This window comes from Comamonas sp. CMM02 (genome assembly GCF_014851485.1).
Classification (GTDB): domain Bacteria; phylum Pseudomonadota; class Gammaproteobacteria; order Burkholderiales; family Burkholderiaceae_C; genus Comamonas; species Comamonas avium.
In genome coordinates, this window is the sequence record NZ_JACUZW010000001.1 from 1,074,968 (window position 1) to 1,090,707 (window position 15,740).

15 protein-coding genes are annotated in these 15,740 nt (G+C 56.9%); all 15 read left to right on the plus strand.

Annotated features, from left to right (window positions below; genetic code table 11):
* Positions 1-30: 30 nt before the first annotated feature.
* The 15 genes from rlmN (at position 31) to IB213_RS04945 (ending at position 15,728) form a co-directional block, all read left to right on the plus strand.
* Positions 31-1,152, plus strand: a complete 1,122-nt coding sequence (rlmN, locus tag IB213_RS04875; protein ID WP_191724631.1) for a 23S rRNA (adenine(2503)-C(2))-methyltransferase RlmN — start codon at positions 31-33, stop codon at positions 1,150-1,152.
* Between the two features lie 24 nt (positions 1,153-1,176).
* The gene (locus tag IB213_RS04880; protein WP_192405569.1) at positions 1,177-2,007 is read left to right on the plus strand and encodes a tetratricopeptide repeat protein; all 831 of its coding nucleotides are present in this window, start codon (positions 1,177-1,179) and stop codon (positions 2,005-2,007) included.
* Positions 2,000-2,956, plus strand: a complete 957-nt coding sequence (locus IB213_RS04885) for a helix-turn-helix domain-containing protein (RefSeq protein WP_192405570.1) — start codon at positions 2,000-2,002, stop codon at positions 2,954-2,956. The genes IB213_RS04880 and IB213_RS04885 overlap by 8 nt, the downstream gene beginning before the upstream one ends.
* 3 nt (positions 2,957-2,959) lie before the next feature.
* Positions 2,960-4,231, plus strand: coding sequence for a flavodoxin-dependent (E)-4-hydroxy-3-methylbut-2-enyl-diphosphate synthase (ispG, locus tag IB213_RS04890; protein WP_191724628.1), 1,272 nt, complete (start codon positions 2,960-2,962; stop codon positions 4,229-4,231).
* Between the two features lie 125 nt (positions 4,232-4,356).
* Positions 4,357-5,652 (plus strand): histidine--tRNA ligase, encoded by a 1,296-nt coding sequence (gene hisS / locus IB213_RS04895; protein WP_192405571.1) that lies wholly within the window; start codon positions 4,357-4,359, stop codon positions 5,650-5,652.
* An 18-nt stretch (positions 5,653-5,670) separates the two neighbouring features.
* Positions 5,671-6,351 carry a tetratricopeptide repeat protein gene (locus IB213_RS04900; RefSeq protein ID WP_192405572.1) on the plus strand — a complete coding sequence of 227 codons (681 nt, stop codon included), beginning with the start codon at positions 5,671-5,673 and terminating at the stop codon, positions 6,349-6,351.
* Positions 6,352-6,389: 38 nt separating this feature from the next.
* Positions 6,390-7,517, plus strand: a complete 1,128-nt coding sequence (bamB, locus tag IB213_RS04905; protein WP_191724625.1) for an outer membrane protein assembly factor BamB — start codon at positions 6,390-6,392, stop codon at positions 7,515-7,517.
* A 13-nt stretch (positions 7,518-7,530) separates the two neighbouring features.
* On the plus strand, positions 7,531-8,865 hold the full coding sequence (gene der, locus IB213_RS04910; RefSeq protein WP_191724624.1) for a ribosome biogenesis GTPase Der: 1,335 nt from the start codon (positions 7,531-7,533) through the stop codon (positions 8,863-8,865).
* 116 nt (positions 8,866-8,981) lie between these two features.
* Positions 8,982-9,236 (plus strand): RNA chaperone Hfq, encoded by a 255-nt coding sequence (gene hfq, locus IB213_RS04915; RefSeq protein ID WP_191724623.1) that lies wholly within the window; start codon positions 8,982-8,984, stop codon positions 9,234-9,236.
* 52 nt (positions 9,237-9,288) lie between these two features.
* A complete protein-coding gene (gene hflX / locus IB213_RS04920) occupies positions 9,289-10,497 on the plus strand; it encodes a GTPase HflX (RefSeq protein ID WP_191724622.1) in 1,209 nt (402 codons plus the stop codon).
* Positions 10,498-10,567: 70 nt separating this feature from the next.
* Entirely contained in the window at positions 10,568-11,935 is a 1,368-nt protein-coding gene (gene hflK / locus IB213_RS04925; RefSeq protein ID WP_192405573.1) for an FtsH protease activity modulator HflK, read from the plus strand.
* An 11-nt stretch (positions 11,936-11,946) separates the two neighbouring features.
* The gene (hflC, locus tag IB213_RS04930; RefSeq protein WP_191724620.1) at positions 11,947-12,837 is read left to right on the plus strand and encodes a protease modulator HflC; all 891 of its coding nucleotides are present in this window, start codon (positions 11,947-11,949) and stop codon (positions 12,835-12,837) included.
* 54 nt (positions 12,838-12,891) lie between these two features.
* Entirely contained in the window at positions 12,892-13,083 is a 192-nt protein-coding gene (locus tag IB213_RS04935; RefSeq protein ID WP_192405574.1) for a DUF2065 domain-containing protein, read from the plus strand.
* An 89-nt stretch (positions 13,084-13,172) separates the two neighbouring features.
* Complete coding sequence (locus tag IB213_RS04940) at positions 13,173-14,321, plus strand: ATP phosphoribosyltransferase regulatory subunit (RefSeq protein WP_191724618.1); 1,149 nt, start codon at positions 13,173-13,175, stop codon at positions 14,319-14,321.
* Positions 14,322-14,351: 30 nt separating this feature from the next.
* The gene (locus IB213_RS04945) at positions 14,352-15,728 is read left to right on the plus strand and encodes an adenylosuccinate synthase (RefSeq protein WP_191724617.1); all 1,377 of its coding nucleotides are present in this window, start codon (positions 14,352-14,354) and stop codon (positions 15,726-15,728) included.
* Positions 15,729-15,740 lie beyond the last annotated feature (12 nt).

Genomic DNA, 15,740 nt, shown 5'->3' on the forward strand with positions numbered 1-15,740 from the left:
CCCTGTTGTAAGTGGTCCGGGGTATTGCATATGACCACGAACTTATTGAATTTTGACCTTCAGGGCCTGACCGCTTATTGCGAGTCGCTGGGGGAAAAACGTTTTCGAGCTACGCAGCTGTACCGCTGGATTCACCAGCGCGGTGCCAGCGATTTTGACCAGATGACCGATCTGGCCAAGTCCCTGCGTGAAAAGCTCAAGGGCAATGCCTGTATTGAAGGCTTGTCTGTCATCTCCCAGCACGAGTCGCAAGACGGCACTATCAAGTGGCTGTTTGATGTGGGTGATGGCAATGCGGTGGAGTCCGTATTTATTCCTGAAGATGACCGTGGCACCTTGTGCGTGTCATCTCAAGCCGGTTGCGCGGTGGGCTGCCGTTTTTGCTCGACCGGGCACCAGGGCTTTAGTCGCAATTTGACAACGGGCGAAATTCTGGCTCAGTTGTGGTTTGCGGAGCACTTTCTGCGCAAGCACCTGAACAAAGAAGATCGCGTGATCACCAATGTGGTGATGATGGGTATGGGCGAACCCATGCAGAACTACTCGGCTTTGGTGCCTGCACTGCGCACCATGCTGGATGACCATGCCTATGGTCTGTCACGTCGCCGGGTGACTGTGTCTACATCGGGTGTAGTGCCCATGATGGATCGCCTGGCGCAGGACTGTGCCGTGGCTTTGGCGGTTTCGCTGCATGCGCCCAATGATCCCTTGCGTGAAAACCTGGTGCCACTCAACAAGAAGTATCCGCTGGATGAGTTGATGCAGGCGTGTGTACGCTATCTGGAGTTTGCACCCCGCGATTTCATTACGTTTGAGTACTGCATGCTGGATGGTGTGAATGACCAGCCAGAGCACGCACAGCAACTGATCGATCTGCTTCGCAAGCACGGCAGTGGCAAGCCATGGTGCAAACTCAATTTGATCCCGTTCAATCCGTTTCCTGCCTCGGGCCTATTGCGCTCGTCCAATGCTGCCGTGAGTGCTTTTGCGAAGAAGCTGAGCGATGCTGGCATCGTCACTACCGTGCGCAAAACCCGTGGTGATGATATTGATGCTGCCTGCGGGCAGCTTGCCGGTGATGTGAAGGACAGGACGCGAGCCGCTGAGCGTATGGCCAAGCAACGTACCATACCGCTGATACCCATTTCCTAACGGTTTTTGATAACAAGGATGTGCATGCCCGCCCCATTGGTTTCCATGAAGCAGCTGTTTAGCAAGGTCCGCAAGGGCATGGGAGGGGGGCTTGCGGCATGTCTGCTGGCCGGCTGCATGACTGGTGCGGGTACGCTGTCTCCAGAAGAAATACCTGGCTCGGCAGCAGAAACAGAAGTGCACCGTCTGGCCAAAACTCGCTTGCAGCTGGCTGCGTTGCATTTTGAAGAAGGGCGCGCTGAGGTCGCTTTGGGTGAAATTGCGCAAGCACTGCAGGCATACCCGCGTTATGTGGATGCGTACAACCTCAAAGGTTGGATTCACATGAGCCTGCAGGACTACAAAGGTGCCAATGACAGCTTTGTGCAAGCCTTGGCCTTGCGCCCGGGTGATGCTGATGCCCTTTACAACCTGGGGTGGTTGCAGTGCCAGCAAAAGCAATTTGCCTTGGCTGAGCGTAATCTGGATGCAGCATTGGCCGCGCCGCGCACCTCTGGGCAGTCGGTTTCACGCCTTTGGCTGGCCAAGGGCGTGTGCTTGCGGCAAGCGGGGCAGCTTGACGCAGCGATGCAAGCCCTCGAAAAAGCCCACGAAATAGAGCCAGGCAACCCTGCAGTTGCCTACAATTTTGCAGATGCGCTGCACGCTCAGGGTCATACTGAGCGTGCGCGTTTTTATGTGCGTCGCATCAATAATGGCCAATGGGCTTCTGCGCAATCGCTTTGGTTAGGGATCAAAGTTGAGCGAAGCCTGGGTGACAACGTAGCGATGCGACAGTTGGCTGATCAATTACATAAGCGATTCCCTGATTCCAAGGAATGGCAACGGTTTGAGCGGGGAGCTTTTGATGACTGAGGTGGTATTGGGTAACGCAGAGCAACAAAGCGACAGCAATGCCGCTGCACAGCAATCGGGCAGCGCGGGCATGCTTTTGCGGCAAGCGCGCGAGCAGCAGCATATGTCAGTTCAGACGCTGGCCTCTGCGCTCAAGGTGCCTGTGTACAAGCTGCAGGCATTGGAAGAAGACCGCTGGGATGTATTGACCGATTCGGTTTTTACACGCTCTCTGGCGCTGAGTATTTGCCGGTTGCTGCGTATTCCGTCAGAGCCTGTACTTGCTGGCTTGCCCAAGCATGAAGCTGCCAAGCTGGCCTCTAACCCCGAAGGCATCAATGCTCCATTCAAGGAAAAAACACTGCGTTCATTGATGTCGCCGGCACAGGAGCCTGGCACTGGCAGTGCGGTCAAGCTGGTAGCAGTTTTGCTGATTGCTGTGGCGGGTGGCGCCGGCTTTTACTTCTGGCCCCAGTGGCAGTCTGCACAAGGTGATGCCATAGATGCTGTGGCGCAAGGTGCTGCAAGTGAGCCTTTGTTCATGCCTCAGTTGCAGGCGGAGCCTGAGGCATCGAATACAGAAGGTGCGGCAGCAACGGCTCAGGATGCAGCCGCTGCGGTGATGGCCGAGCCTGCCACTGCGCCGGCACAGCCCGCACCTGCTGAGGTAGTCGCTGTCACACCACCAGCCACCGCTGCTTTGCCAGCACCAACTGGTGCCGTGGCGGGAGAGCGTGTGTTGCGTTTTACGGCCACGGCTCAATCCTGGGTGCAAGTGCGAGATGCGCAGCAGCAAGTGGTGATGGAAAAGATTTTGAAGTCTGGCGACGTTTTTGAAGAAGTTGCCGTGGGACGGCCTTTGCACGTGGTGATCGGTAATGCCGAAGCAACGCGTGTGGAGGTGGATGGCAGTGCATTTGATTTCGCAGGGTCTGCGAAAAACAATGTGGCCCGATTCGAGGTGAAGTAAAAAGTGTCTGACAACACATTCCAGGCATCGCCCATTGCGATTGCCTCTGCACTGCCCCGCAAGAGCCGTCAGGCCCGCGTGGTGTGGCGCAACAACGTGGTTACGGTGGGTGGCAATGCGCCTGTGCGCGTGCAGTCCATGACCAATACCGACACTGTGGAGGCGGTGGAAACCGCCATCCAGGTGCGCCAGCTGGCGCAGGCAGGCTCGGAGATGGTGCGCATCACGGTGAACACGCCTGAGGCTGCCGCTGCAGTGCCCTATATCCGTGAGCAGCTCGACCGCATGGGCGAGTACGTGCCGCTGGTGGGTGATTTTCACTACAACGGCCACCGCCTGCTCACCGATTACCCTGACTGCGCGCAAGCACTGTCCAAGTACCGCATCAACCCCGGCAACGTGGGCAAGGGCGACAAAAAGGACAAGCAGTTCGGTCAGATGATTGAGATTGCGGCCAAGTACGACAAGGCAGTGCGCATTGGTGTGAACTGGGGCTCGCTGGACCAGGAAATCATGGCCCAGCTGATGGACCAGAACTCGCTGCGTGCCCAGCCGTGGGAAACCCGCCAAGTCATGTACGAGGCGCTGATTACCTCGGCCGTCAGCTCTGCCAAGCTGGCTGAATCGATAGGTTTGAACCCCGACAACATTATCTTGTCGTGCAAGGTCAGCGGTGTGCAGGATTTGATCTCTGTGTACCGGGCCTTGGCCCAGCGCTGCGATTACGCACTGCATCTGGGGCTGACGGAAGCCGGCATGGCCACCAAGGGCACGGTGGCTTCCACCGCTGCGCTGTCGGTGCTGCTGCAAGAAGGTATTGGCGACACCATTCGCGTCTCGCTCACACCCTTGCCGGGTGAGGCGCGTACGCAAGAAGTGGTGGTGGCGTCCGAGATTTTGCAAAGCCTGGGGCTGCGCGTGTTTGTGCCCAGCGTCACCGCCTGCCCTGGCTGTGGCCGCACCACCAGCACTACGTTCCAGGAGCTGGCCAAGCAAATTGACGACTATCTGCGCGGGCAGATGCCTGTGTGGCGCGTGCAGTACCCGGGCGTGGAGGCCATGAAAGTGGCCGTGATGGGTTGTATCGTGAACGGTCCCGGTGAGAGCAAGCATGCCGACATCGGCATCAGCCTGCCGGGCAATGGCGAAGCGCCTGCAGCGCCCGTGTTCATCGATGGCGAAAAAGCCATGACGCTGCGTGGCGAAGGCATCGCCACGGAGTTTCAGGCGCTGGTGGAATCCTATGTGCAACGCCGTTATGGCTCAGGTGCTTGATTAAAACAATAGCTGTTAGCGTGCGTGTATAAATACTTTCGAATATAAAAGTATCTGAAAACCGTATCAACACAGCGCAAGTAGCTCTTTTTTTAAAGTGCTGCACTTTTGGTGAGAACTTCCAAGTGGCTAAGACCGACAAACTTTCCGCCGTCAAAGGCATGAATGACATCCTTCCCGGCGAATCTGCACGCTGGGAATGGCTGGAGGCGCAGGTGCGCGAGCTGATGGGCCGCTTTGCCTACAGCAATGTGCGTACCCCCATCGTCGAGCACACCCAGCTGTTTGTGCGCGGTATTGGCGAGGTGACCGATATTGTGGAAAAGGAGATGTACTCCTTTGAAGACAAGCTCAACGGTGAGCGCCTGACGCTGCGCCCCGAAGGCACGGCCAGCCTGGTGCGCGCCACCATCGAAAACAACTTGCTGTACGACGGCGGCAAGCGCATGTGGTACATCGGCCCCATGTTCCGCCACGAGCGCCCGCAGCGCGGTCGCTACCGCCAGTTTCACCAGATTGGTGCCGAAGCCATGGGCTTTGCCGGTCCGGATGTCGATGCCGAGCTGATCTTGCTGGCCGTAGCACTGTGGAAGCGCCTGGGCCTGACCCAGTGGCGCCTTGAAATCAACAGCCTGGGCCAGCCTGAGGAGCGCAAGGCGCACCGCCAAGCACTGATTGCCTACCTGGAGCAGCACACCGATGTGATGGACGAAGAGGCCAAGCGCCGCATGTACAGCAACCCGCTGCGCGTGCTGGACACCAAAAACCCTGCCATGCAGGACATGGTGAACGCTGCGCCCCAGTTGCTGGACTATCTGGGTGAGGCTTCGCTGGCGCACTTCAACGGCTTGAAGGCCATTTTGGATGCCAACGACGTGCCGTGGACGGTGAACCCCCGTCTGGTGCGTGGTTTGGATTACTACAACCTCAGCGTGTTTGAGTTTGTGACCGATCTGCTGGGCTCGCAAGGCACCATCTGCGCCGGTGGCCGCTACGACTACCTGATCGAGCAAGTAGGCGGCAAGCCTGCTCCCGCTGTTGGCTGGGCGCTGGGCGTAGAACGTGTGCTGGAGCTGGTCAAAGAGCTGGGCACCGATATCCCTGAGCAGCAGCTGGACGCTTACGCCATCGTGCCGGATGTGGCCGCCATGCCGCAGGTATTGCGCACGCTCACGCAGCTGCGTGAAGCCGGTGTCCGCGTGCAGATGCACACCGCAGGTGCGCAAGGCATGGGCTCGATGAAATCGCAGTTCAAAAAGGCTGACGCTTCGGGTGCACGCTTTGGCCTGATCTTCGGCGCAGACGAGTTGGCGCAAGGCAAAGTCACCGTGAAATCTCTGCGTGACGGGCAGGGCGAACAAGTGCAGCAACTGCTGACCGAAGCGACCTCTTGGGCGCACACCCTACAATCGAACGCTTAATTTGTAACGACACCAGATATGGCAACGCATCTCGACCTCGAAGAACAAGAGCAACTTGATCAGATCAAGCACTTCTGGAGCAAGTGGGGGACCCCCATTACGGGCATCGCCATCGTGGTGATGGGCTCATTTGCAGCATGGAATGGCTACCAGTTTTGGCAACAGCGCCAGGCGCTGCAAGCGTCTGCTTTGGCAGATGTGGTGGCCGTTGCCGTAGAAAGCGGAGATCAAACCCGTGTGGCCCAGGCTTTCGACGCCATCAAGGCCGATTACAAAGGCACGCTGCAAGCGGGCTATGCAGCCTTGCTGGTGGCACAGTCTGCAGTGAATGCAGACAAGCTGCCAGAAGCCAAGGCGGCTTTGCAGTGGGCTGCCGACAGCACCAAGGATGAGGGCTATCAAGCTGCAGCCAAGCTGCGTCTGGCTGCGGTGTTGATGCAGGAAAAAGATCTGGATGCCGCTGCCGCCTTGCTGCGTGGCAGCTTCCCCGCAGAATTCAAGGGTTTGGTGGCCGACCGTCTGGGTGATGTTTTGCAGTTGCAAGGCAAGTCCAGTGAGGCCGTTGCAGCTTACAAAGAGGCATGGAAACTGCTTGATCCTCAAGTAGATTACCGCACGCTGGTGGGCTTTAAGCTCAATGCACTGGGCGAGGCAACCCCTGAATCTGGCACAGCGATTTCGACGGAGACAAATAAGTGAATCACAGCGCACAAAACCAACAAGGTTCTCGTTTTTGGATGACTGCTCAACGTACGGTGCTGGCTGCAGCCATGGTGACGGCCCTGGGCGGTTGTGCGTGGTTTGGCTCAGGCAGTGCAGTAAAGCCTGCAGATCTGGGGCCGAATGTGGTGAATTTACCTGTGCGTCAGGCATGGCAGCTGAGCATGCCTGCGATCAAGAATGCCAGCATCCGTGCTCAAGTGCAGGGTGACAACGTGGTGGTTGCCGCTGCTGATGGCACGGTCGTCAGCGTCAATGCGGCCACAGGGCGTGAAAACTGGCGTGGTCAGGCTGGCAAGACTTTGCAGGCTGGCGTAGGTGCAGACGGCCAATTGGCCGCTGTAGTGACAACCAGTAACGATCTGGTGGTGTTTGAAGCCGGTAAAAAGCTGTGGAGCAAAACGCTGACAGCATCGGCTTTTACTGCCCCGTTGATGGCTGGTGGCCGCGTGTTTGTGCTGGCTGCAGACCGTTCAGTGTCGGCATTTGATGCGCAAAACGGTGCACATTTGTGGACCCAAAAGCGCGAAGGTGAGCCTTTGGTGCTGCGTCAGCAGGGCGTCCTCATGCCATATGGCAACACCTTGCTGGCGGGTTTGTCCGGCCGGCTGGTAGCGTTTAACCCTGATAACGGCAATGTCCAGTGGGAAGCGCCTCTGGCGTCACCGCGTGGAACGAATGACGTAGAGCGTCTGGTTGATCTGGTCGGACCTGCCAGCCGTGTGGGCAATGCCGTGTGCGCGCGCGCCTTCCAAGCAACGGTGGGTTGTGTTGACGCTAATGTCGGGCGCACAGCATGGACACAAACTGCCAAGGGAGCAGTGGGAATTGCAACTGATGCAGAGTACGTGTTTGGTACCGAAAGCAACGGCATTGTGCAAGCGTGGAGCTTGGCCGATGGCGAGAAGCGCTGGTCGGTAGACCGTTTTCAGCACCGCAAGCTGACTGCACCGTTGGTGCTGGGGCGTGCGGTGGTAATGGCTGATGAGTCGGGTTTGGTGCACATGCTGTCTAGAAAGGATGGCGCGCACTTGAATCGATTGAATACAGATGGAACTGGCGTAGCTGTGGCGCCAGTGGTGGCCGCCGACACTTTGGTGGTTGTGACACGCGGTGGTGGCATTTACGGCTTCCGCCCGGATTGACAGAATTTTTCGAATGAAGCCAGTTATTGCCCTTGTGGGGCGGCCCAATGTGGGCAAATCAACCTTGTTCAACCGCCTGACAAAGACGCGTGACGCTATCGTTGCCGACTTTGCAGGGTTGACGCGGGATCGCCATTACGGACAAGGCCGACAGGGTAAGCACGAGTACATCGTGATCGATACCGGTGGCTTTGAGCCTGATGCATCCAAGGGCATCTTCAAGGAGATGGCCAAGCAAACCCGTCAGGCCGTAGCTGAGGCCGATGTTGTGCTGTTTGTGGTGGATGCTCGTGATGGCTTGTCTGCGCAAGATCACGACATTGGAAACTACCTGCGTCGTCTGGGTAAGCCTTGTGTGCTGGTTGCAAATAAGGCCGAAGGCATGAAGGCAGGTGCACAGCTGGCAGAGTTCTATGAACTTGGCCTGGGTGAGGTGTATCCCGTCTCTGCCGCACATGGTCAGGGTGTGCGCGAATTGATTGAGTTGGCGTTGGGGCCACTCAATGTGCAGGATCCCGAGGCTCAGACCATTGAGGATGTGGAGGCCAAGCCTGTGCGTTTGGCTTTGGCAGGGCGCCCGAATGCGGGCAAATCCACCTTGATCAATACGTGGCTGGGTGAAGAGCGCTTGGTGGCGTTTGACATGCCAGGGACAACGCGCGATGCGATCTCCGTGCCTTTTGAGCGCAACGGTCAGCAGTTCGAGTTGATCGATACCGCCGGTTTGCGTCGCAAAGGCCGGGTGTTTGAATCCATTGAGAAGTTCTCCGTGGTCAAAACACTGCAAGCCATTGAAGACGCCAACGTCGTAGTGATCTTGATCGATGCCACCGAAGGTGTCACTGATCAGGATGCGCACATTGCCGGCTATGTCTTGGAAAGTGGCCGCGCCGTGGTGGTGGCCATCAACAAGTGGGATGCTGTTGATGATTACCAGCGCCAGTTGGTCGAGCGTGCCATTGAAACTCGCCTTGGGTTCTTGAAATTTGCAGCGTTGCACTATATCTCTGCTGTCAAGCGCCAAGGTTTGGGGCCACTGTGGGCTTCCATCGTGCAAGCGCACAAGGCTGCGACCTGCAAGATGCCAACCCCTGTGCTCACGCGAGTCCTTATGGAAGCCGTGCAGTATCAAACGCCGAAGAAGGTGGGAGCCTACCGTCCGAAGCCGCGCTATGCGCACCAGGGCGGTATGAATCCTCCGGTTATCGTGGTCCATGGAAATTCTGTGGAGCACATTACAGATGCCTACAAGCGTTTTCTGGAAGGCCGTTTTCGCAAGGAATTCGATTTGGTGGGAACACCTCTTCGAATTGAGCTTAAAACTTCCCACAACCCCTACGCCGACTGAGGCGGGAAGCCATCATCACAGCGCTGATGTGAACGAATTCCTGCGGGGAGGAGGGCATAAAAGCTGCTGTGGTAAGGTGTCGGTTTACAACAACATTTCCGAACACGGAGAATATCGTGAGCAATAAAGGCCAACTCCTGCAAGATCCATTTCTGAATGCGCTGCGCCGCGAACATGTGCCTGTTTCCATTTATTTGGTCAACGGTATCAAGCTCCAAGGCCAGATTGAGTCTTTTGACCAGTATGTGGTGTTGCTGCGCAATACAGTGACACAGATGGTTTACAAGCACGCTATTTCCACCATCGTTCCCGGCCGTGCCGTCAATTTCAGCATGGCTGATAACAACGACAGCGAGGCACCTGCCGCTTGAAGCTGTTGACTTATCCCTTCCCTGCGCAGCAGCGTGGGGTGGGGGAGGTGGCATGAGCGTGAACGCCAAATCCTCCCCTGACGCCACTGCCGTTGTTTTGGTTGGCGTTGATTTCGGACTTCCACACTTCGACAACGAGCTTGAAGAGTTGGGCTTGCTGGCAAAAACCGCTGGCTTGAACCCTGTGGCACGCATCACCTGTAAGCGCAAAGCACCTGATGCCGCACTGTTTATTGGCAGTGGCAAGGCTGATGAGATTCGCATGCTTGCGCAAATGCATGGCGCCAAAGAAGTTTTGTTTGACCAGGCTTTGAGCCCTGCTCAGCAGCGTAATTTAGAGCGCCACATGGAGATGCCAGTCAACGACCGCACGTTGTTGATTTTGGAAATCTTTGCGCAACGCGCGCGCAGTCACGAAGGCAAGCTGCAGGTGGAGCTCGCCCGCTTGCAGTACGTCAGCACCCGCCTGGTTCGACGCTGGACCCACTTGGAGCGTCAGATGGGTGGTATTGGCGGTCGTGGTGGCCCTGGTGAAAAGCAAATTGAGCTCGATCGTCGCATGATTGCCGAGTCCATCAAGCGCACCAAGGACAAGCTGCAAAAAGTCAAGAAACAGCGCCAGACCCAGCGTCGCCAGCGTGAGCGCAGAGATGTGTTCAACATTTCGCTGGTGGGCTACACCAATGCGGGTAAATCGACGCTGTTTAACGCCTTGGTGAAGGCCCGCGCATATGCCGCCGATCAGTTGTTTGCAACGCTCGACACGACAACGCGCCAGCTTTATTTGACGGAGGCGCAGATGTCCGTGTCGCTGTCAGATACGGTGGGGTTTATTCGTGACCTGCCGCACGGTTTGGTGGCAGCTTTTCAAGCCACCTTGCAAGAAGCGGTCGATGCTGATTTGCTTTTGCATGTGGTGGATGCTTCGAACGAAACTTTCCCCGAACAAATGGATCAAGTGCGCAGGGTGTTGGGTGAAATCGACGCCTTGGGCATCCCACAAGTGCTGGTGTTCAATAAATTGGATGCCTTGCCTGATGGGCGCTCGCCTGCATCTTTGCAAGATACTTATGAGGTCGACGGGGTGGAAGTGCCCCGCGTGTTTGTGAGTGCGCGCACGGGTGAAGGTTTGCCGCAATTGCGCCAGGTTCTGGCCAATGCAGCTTTGGCTGCAAGCAATGCACCCGACGAAGGGGCGGTACAAGACGGCGATGATGATCTACCGTCTGAGTCAATGTCCCCTGAAGACAGCGACGATTGAGCAAAGTGCCCTTTAAACATTTGGGCACAATGCAATATGTTTCATAGCAATATCAATTGAGACTTTTCGCATGAATTTCCTGAATCGCGCCCCTCGTTGGGCAGTGCTGCCAGAACGCTTGCGGGGAATGTTCAATCTGAATGACCCCCGCTGGGGCCGTGGAGAGGACAACAACGCAGGGGAGGGCGATCAGCGCCCAGATTCTGATCGTCCCGTACCGCCGCCTTCCTCCAATACACCGCCACCACGCGGGCAAAATAATCAGGCGGGTCAACCTCCCGATCTGGATGAGCTGTGGCGCGATTTGAATCGCAAGCTTTCTGGTCTGTTTGGGGGCAAGCCTCCACGTGGGCCGCAGGGCGGCAATAGCGCGCAGCCTCCTGAAATGAAGGGCGCAGGTATTGGCGTTGGACTGATCGCCGGCATTGCTGTGCTGATTTGGCTGGGCACTGGTTTTTTCATTGTGCAAGAAGGCCAGCAGGCCGTCATTACGCAGTTCGGTAAATACAACTCCACGGTTGGTGCCGGTTTTAACTGGCGCCTGCCTTATCCCATCCAAAACCATGAGTTGGTATATGTGTCGCAGATTCGCTCTGTGGATGTGGGGCGCGACACCGTTATCAAAAGCACGGGCCTGCGTGAATCGGCAATGCTGACGGAAGACGAGAACATCGTTGAAATCAAGTTTGCTGTGCAGTACCGCCTCAATGATGCGCGTGCCTGGCTCTTTGAGAGCAAGAGCCCGGATTTGGCTGTGGTGCAGGCTGCCGAAAGTGCGGTTCGCGAAGTGGTCGGCAAGATGAAGATGGATACCGCTTTGGCCGAAGAGCGAGACCAGATTGCCCCCCGTGTACGCGACTTGATGCAGACCATTCTTGACCGCTACAAAGTGGGCGTGGAAGTCGTGGGCATCAATATGCAGCAAGGTGGTGTACGTCCGCCAGAGCAGGTGCAAGCAGCGTTTGACGATGTGCTCAAGGCTGGTCAAGAGCGTGAGCGCGCCAAAAATGAGGCACAAGCCTATGCCAATGATGTGATCCCTCGTGCCACAGGTACGGCAGCACGTCTGAAGGAAGAGGCAGATGGCTATCGTGCACGTATTGCAGCGCAAGCCGAAGGTGATTCAGAACGCTTTAGCTCTTTGCTGGCCGAGTACAAGAAAGCCCCGCAAGTGACGCGCGATCGTCTGTATACCGATGCGATGCAAGAGGTCTACAGCAACGTGACCAAGATTTTGGTGGATTCCCGTCAGGGCTCTAATTTGCTGTATCTGCCGCTGGACAAGATCATGCAAGGCGCAGGTGTGGCACCTCAGGCAACGCAAGATGCCGCCGCACGTGCGCAATCGCAAAATGCCACGACTGCCGTGCCCGCTGCGCCCCCTGTTGATACACGTGCCCGCGACCTGAACCGTTCGCGTGATCGCGAACCACGCTGAGGAGATCTGTTGTGAACAGAGTTGGATTTATTGCCTCGAGCCTGCTGGTGGTGTTGGCGCTGTTGAGCTCGATGCTCTTTGTCGTTGACCAGCGCCAGTTTGGTGTCGTGTACGCCTTGGGTCAAATCAAGAGCGTGATTACTGAGCCAGGCTTGAACTTCAAGCTGCCGCCGCCGTTCCAAAACGTTCGTTATATCGACAAGCGTTTGCTGACGTTGGACAGCACCGATACCGAGCCCATGCTGACGGCTGAAAAGCAGCGGGTGGTGATCGACTGGTATGTGCGCTGGCGCATTTCTGATCCATCGGAGTACATCCGCAACGTTGGCCTGGACGAAAGCGCCGGGGCCATGCAGCTGAACCGCGTTGTGCGCAACGCTTTTCAGGAAGAAGTGAACAAGCGCACTGTGCGTGAGTTGCTTTCTTCCAAGCGCGATACGCTGATGGCCGATGTCAAGGCCGAGGTGCTGAAGGCCGTTACCGGCGGGAAACCCTGGGGGGTGGATGTGGTGGACGTGCGTATTACCCGTGTGGATTACGCCGAAACCATTACCGAATCGGTCTACCGCCGTATGGAGGCAGAGCGCAAGCGCGTAGCCAATGAGCTGCGTTCAACGGGTGCTGCTGAAGGTGAAAAAATTCGTGCTGAAGCTGATCGTCAGCGTGAAATCACTGTGGCCAATGCCTATCGTGACGCACAGAAAATCAAGGGTGAAGGTGATGCCGAGGCTGCCAAGATCTATGCGCAAGCATTTGGTCAAGACCCTCAGTTTGCCAAGTTCTATCGCAGCCTGGATGCCTATAAGGCCAGCTTTGCGAACAAGAATGACGTCATCTTGGTTGATCCTGCAAGCTCTGATTTCTTCAAGTCTTACCGCAGCAGTGGGACGGGTACGAACTAAGTTGCATACGGTCTTCCGTCTGCCTCTTTAAGGCCAAGGCGCTAAGCTCCATCCATGGAATCTGAAGTTTCTTGGTGGGCCGCCTTGGCTTTGTTTTTGGTGATTGAGGGATTGTTTCCTTTCATTTCTCCGCGCCGCTGGCGCGGTGCATTTGCCCAGCTTTTAGCCCTGCGAGACGGCCAAATACGTTTCGTGGGACTGCTCTGTATAGCAGTCGGTCTGAGCCTGCTGTGGCTGCTCAAATAACGTGGATAGTGGCTAGGCCTTAAGCCTTTTTTAGGGCGGGGCAGCGATAGCCGATAGAATCACGTTTTTAACAGCCTCCCCTTTTTTCCATGTCCGCTTGGGCCTTGCCGGATCACATCGCCGATGTTTTGCCCTCTGAGGCTCGGCACATCGAAGAGTTGCGTCGAGGATTACTCGATACGGCGCGCAGCTATGGGTATGAATTGGTCATGCCCCCACTCTTGGAGTATCTGGAGTCTTTGCTTACCGGCACCGGTGAAGCACTGAATCTGCAAACCTTCAAGCTGGTAGATCAAATTTCAGGTCACACACTGGGTTTGCGTGCAGACATGACGCAGCAAGTGGCGCGTATTGATGCGCACTTGCTCAATCGTGAAGGCGTCACGCGCTTGTGCTACTGCGGCCCTGTGCTGCATGCTGCGCCAGACCGCCCCCGTGCCACGCGTGAGCCATTGCAGTTTGGTGCCGAAATCTATGGGCACGCAGGACCTGAGGCTGATATTGAAGCCTTGAGCCTGGCGCTGGCCTGTGTAGAAGGTGCTGGCGTGAGCGGGTTTACGGTAGATCTGGCTGATGTGCGCCTGGTACGCAGTCTGCTGGCTGGCGTGATGGTGGACAGCGATGTGCTGCAAAAGGTGCATGCTGCACTGGCCTCCAAGGATGCGACGGCGCTGGTCGCGCTGACCAAAAATTTTCCGCAGGCCTCACGTGACGGTTTGCTGGCATTGCTGCAGTTGTACGGTGATGTCAAAGTGCTCGATGAAGCTGAAAAAGCTTTGGAGCGCACACCGGGTGCTCAGCATGTACTGCAGCATTTGAAGTGGTTTGCGGCGCAGTTCCCTGAAGCGAACGTGACGTTCGACTTGGCAGATTTGCGTGGTTATTCTTATTACAGCGGTACACGCTTTGCCGTCTACGCCCCCGGAGCCAGCGATGCGCTGGTGCGTGGAGGTCGTTACGACGAAGTGGGTGCCGTGTTTGGACGCAACCGTCCAGCGGCGGGTTTTTCGCTGGACATCAAGCAGTTGGTGTCGGTGGTTCCATCGCGTCCGCTGCGTGCAGCCATCCGCGCTCCCTGGGGCAATGGTGCACAGCTCAGTCTTGCTATTGCGCAGTTGCGCAGCCAAGGTGAGACCGTAGTCTGTGTGCTTCCCGGGCATGAGAGCGAGGTGGACGAATTCCACTGCGACCGTGCACTGGTGCAAAGCGCCGGGCAATGGGTCGTGCAAGCCGTTTAAGGCATTTTTCAATTCATCGGATTTGAGATTATGAAAGCAACCAAAGGTCGCAACGTGGTCGTCGTCGGTACCCAGTGGGGCGACGAAGGCAAGGGTAAATTGGTCGATTGGCTGACCGAAAGCGCTCAAGGCGTTGTGCGTTTCCAAGGCGGTCATAACGCAGGTCACACTCTGGTGATCAATGGCGTCAAGACTGCGCTGCACTTGATTCCTAGCGGCATCATGCGCCCTGGCGTTAAGTGCTACATCGGCAACGGTGTGGTGCTCTCGGCCGGCAAGCTGTTCGAGGAAATCGAAGGCCTGGAAAAGGCGGGTGTGAGCGTGCGCGATCGTCTGCGCGTGTCTGAAGCCTGTCCCCTGATCTTGCCTTTCCACCAAGCCCTGGACGTAGCCCGTGAAGCGGCCCGCGAACAAGGCGGCGTGCAAAAGATTGGTACCACTGGCAAGGGCATTGGCCCCGCCTACGAAGACAAGATTGCCCGCCGTGCTTTGCGTGTGCAAGACCTCAAGCACCCTGAGCGCTTTGCAACCAAGCTGCGCGAGCTGCTCAAGCTGCACAACCACATCTTGGTGGAAGTGCTGGGCTCCAAGAAGTTTGAATTTGCCGACGCGCTCAAGCCTTACATCAAGGACGGCGAAGTGCAGTTTGATGTGGTCTACGAAGAAGCCATGCGCCACGCAGAGCTGCTCAAGCCCATGATTGCCGACGTTTCGCGTGAACTGAACGACGCACATGCCGCAGGTGCAAACCTGCTGTTTGAAGGCGCACAAGGCACGCTGCTGGACGTGGACCACGGCACCTACCCCTACGTGACATCGTCCAACTGCGTGGCAGGCAATGCCGCCGCTGGCGCTGGTGTAGGCCCGGGCATGCTGCATTACGTTCTGGGTATTACCAAGGCGTACTGCACCCGCGTGGGTGGTGGCCCCTTCCCGACCGAGCTGGAGTGGGAAAAAGAAGGCACGCCCGGCTACATCATGTCGACCGTGGGTGCTGAAAAGGGTGTGACCACAGGCCGTTCGCGCCGCTGTGGCTGGTTTGATGCTGCGTTGCTCAAGCGTTCGGCACAAATCAACGGTTTGTCAGGTCTGTGCATTACCAAGCTGGACGTACTGGACGGTATTGAAGAGCTGCAACTGTGCGTGGGCTACGAGCTGGATGGCGAGAAGATCGACATCCTGCCTCTGGGTGCTGACGACATCGAGCGTTGCAAGCCTATCTACGAGTCGATTCCCGGCTGGACTGATACGACCGTTGGCGTGACTGACTATGCCAAGTTGCCTGTGGCAGCGCGCAACTACCTGGACCGTATTGCACAAGTGACTGGCGTGCCGATCGCCATGGTTTCGACCAGCCCTGATCGCGATCACACCATCCTGATGCAAAACCCCTACGTTGCTGCGTAAGTGGCATTGCCT

What these genes read in the sequence shown, in the direction of transcription:
- hflX (WP_191724622.1), top strand. Translation starts at nt 9,289, where the DNA reads ATGAGCGTGAACGCCAAATCCTCCCCTGACGCCACTGCCGTTGTTTTG.
- IB213_RS04885 (WP_192405570.1), top strand. Translation starts at nt 2,000, where the DNA reads ATGACTGAGGTGGTATTGGGTAACGCAGAGCAACAAAGCGACAGCAAT.
- hflK (WP_192405573.1), top strand. Translation starts at nt 10,568, where the DNA reads ATGAATTTCCTGAATCGCGCCCCTCGTTGGGCAGTGCTGCCAGAACGC.
- IB213_RS04945 (WP_191724617.1), top strand. Translation starts at nt 14,352, where the DNA reads ATGAAAGCAACCAAAGGTCGCAACGTGGTCGTCGTCGGTACCCAGTGG.
- bamB (WP_191724625.1), top strand. Translation starts at nt 6,390, where the DNA reads ATGACTGCTCAACGTACGGTGCTGGCTGCAGCCATGGTGACGGCCCTG.
- der (WP_191724624.1), top strand. Translation starts at nt 7,531, where the DNA reads ATGAAGCCAGTTATTGCCCTTGTGGGGCGGCCCAATGTGGGCAAATCA.
- IB213_RS04880 (WP_192405569.1), top strand. Translation starts at nt 1,177, where the DNA reads ATGCCCGCCCCATTGGTTTCCATGAAGCAGCTGTTTAGCAAGGTCCGC.
- IB213_RS04935 (WP_192405574.1), top strand. Translation starts at nt 12,892, where the DNA reads ATGGAATCTGAAGTTTCTTGGTGGGCCGCCTTGGCTTTGTTTTTGGTG.
- rlmN (WP_191724631.1), top strand. Translation starts at nt 31, where the DNA reads ATGACCACGAACTTATTGAATTTTGACCTTCAGGGCCTGACCGCTTAT.
- IB213_RS04940 (WP_191724618.1), top strand. Translation starts at nt 13,173, where the DNA reads ATGTCCGCTTGGGCCTTGCCGGATCACATCGCCGATGTTTTGCCCTCT.
- IB213_RS04900 (WP_192405572.1), top strand. Translation starts at nt 5,671, where the DNA reads ATGGCAACGCATCTCGACCTCGAAGAACAAGAGCAACTTGATCAGATC.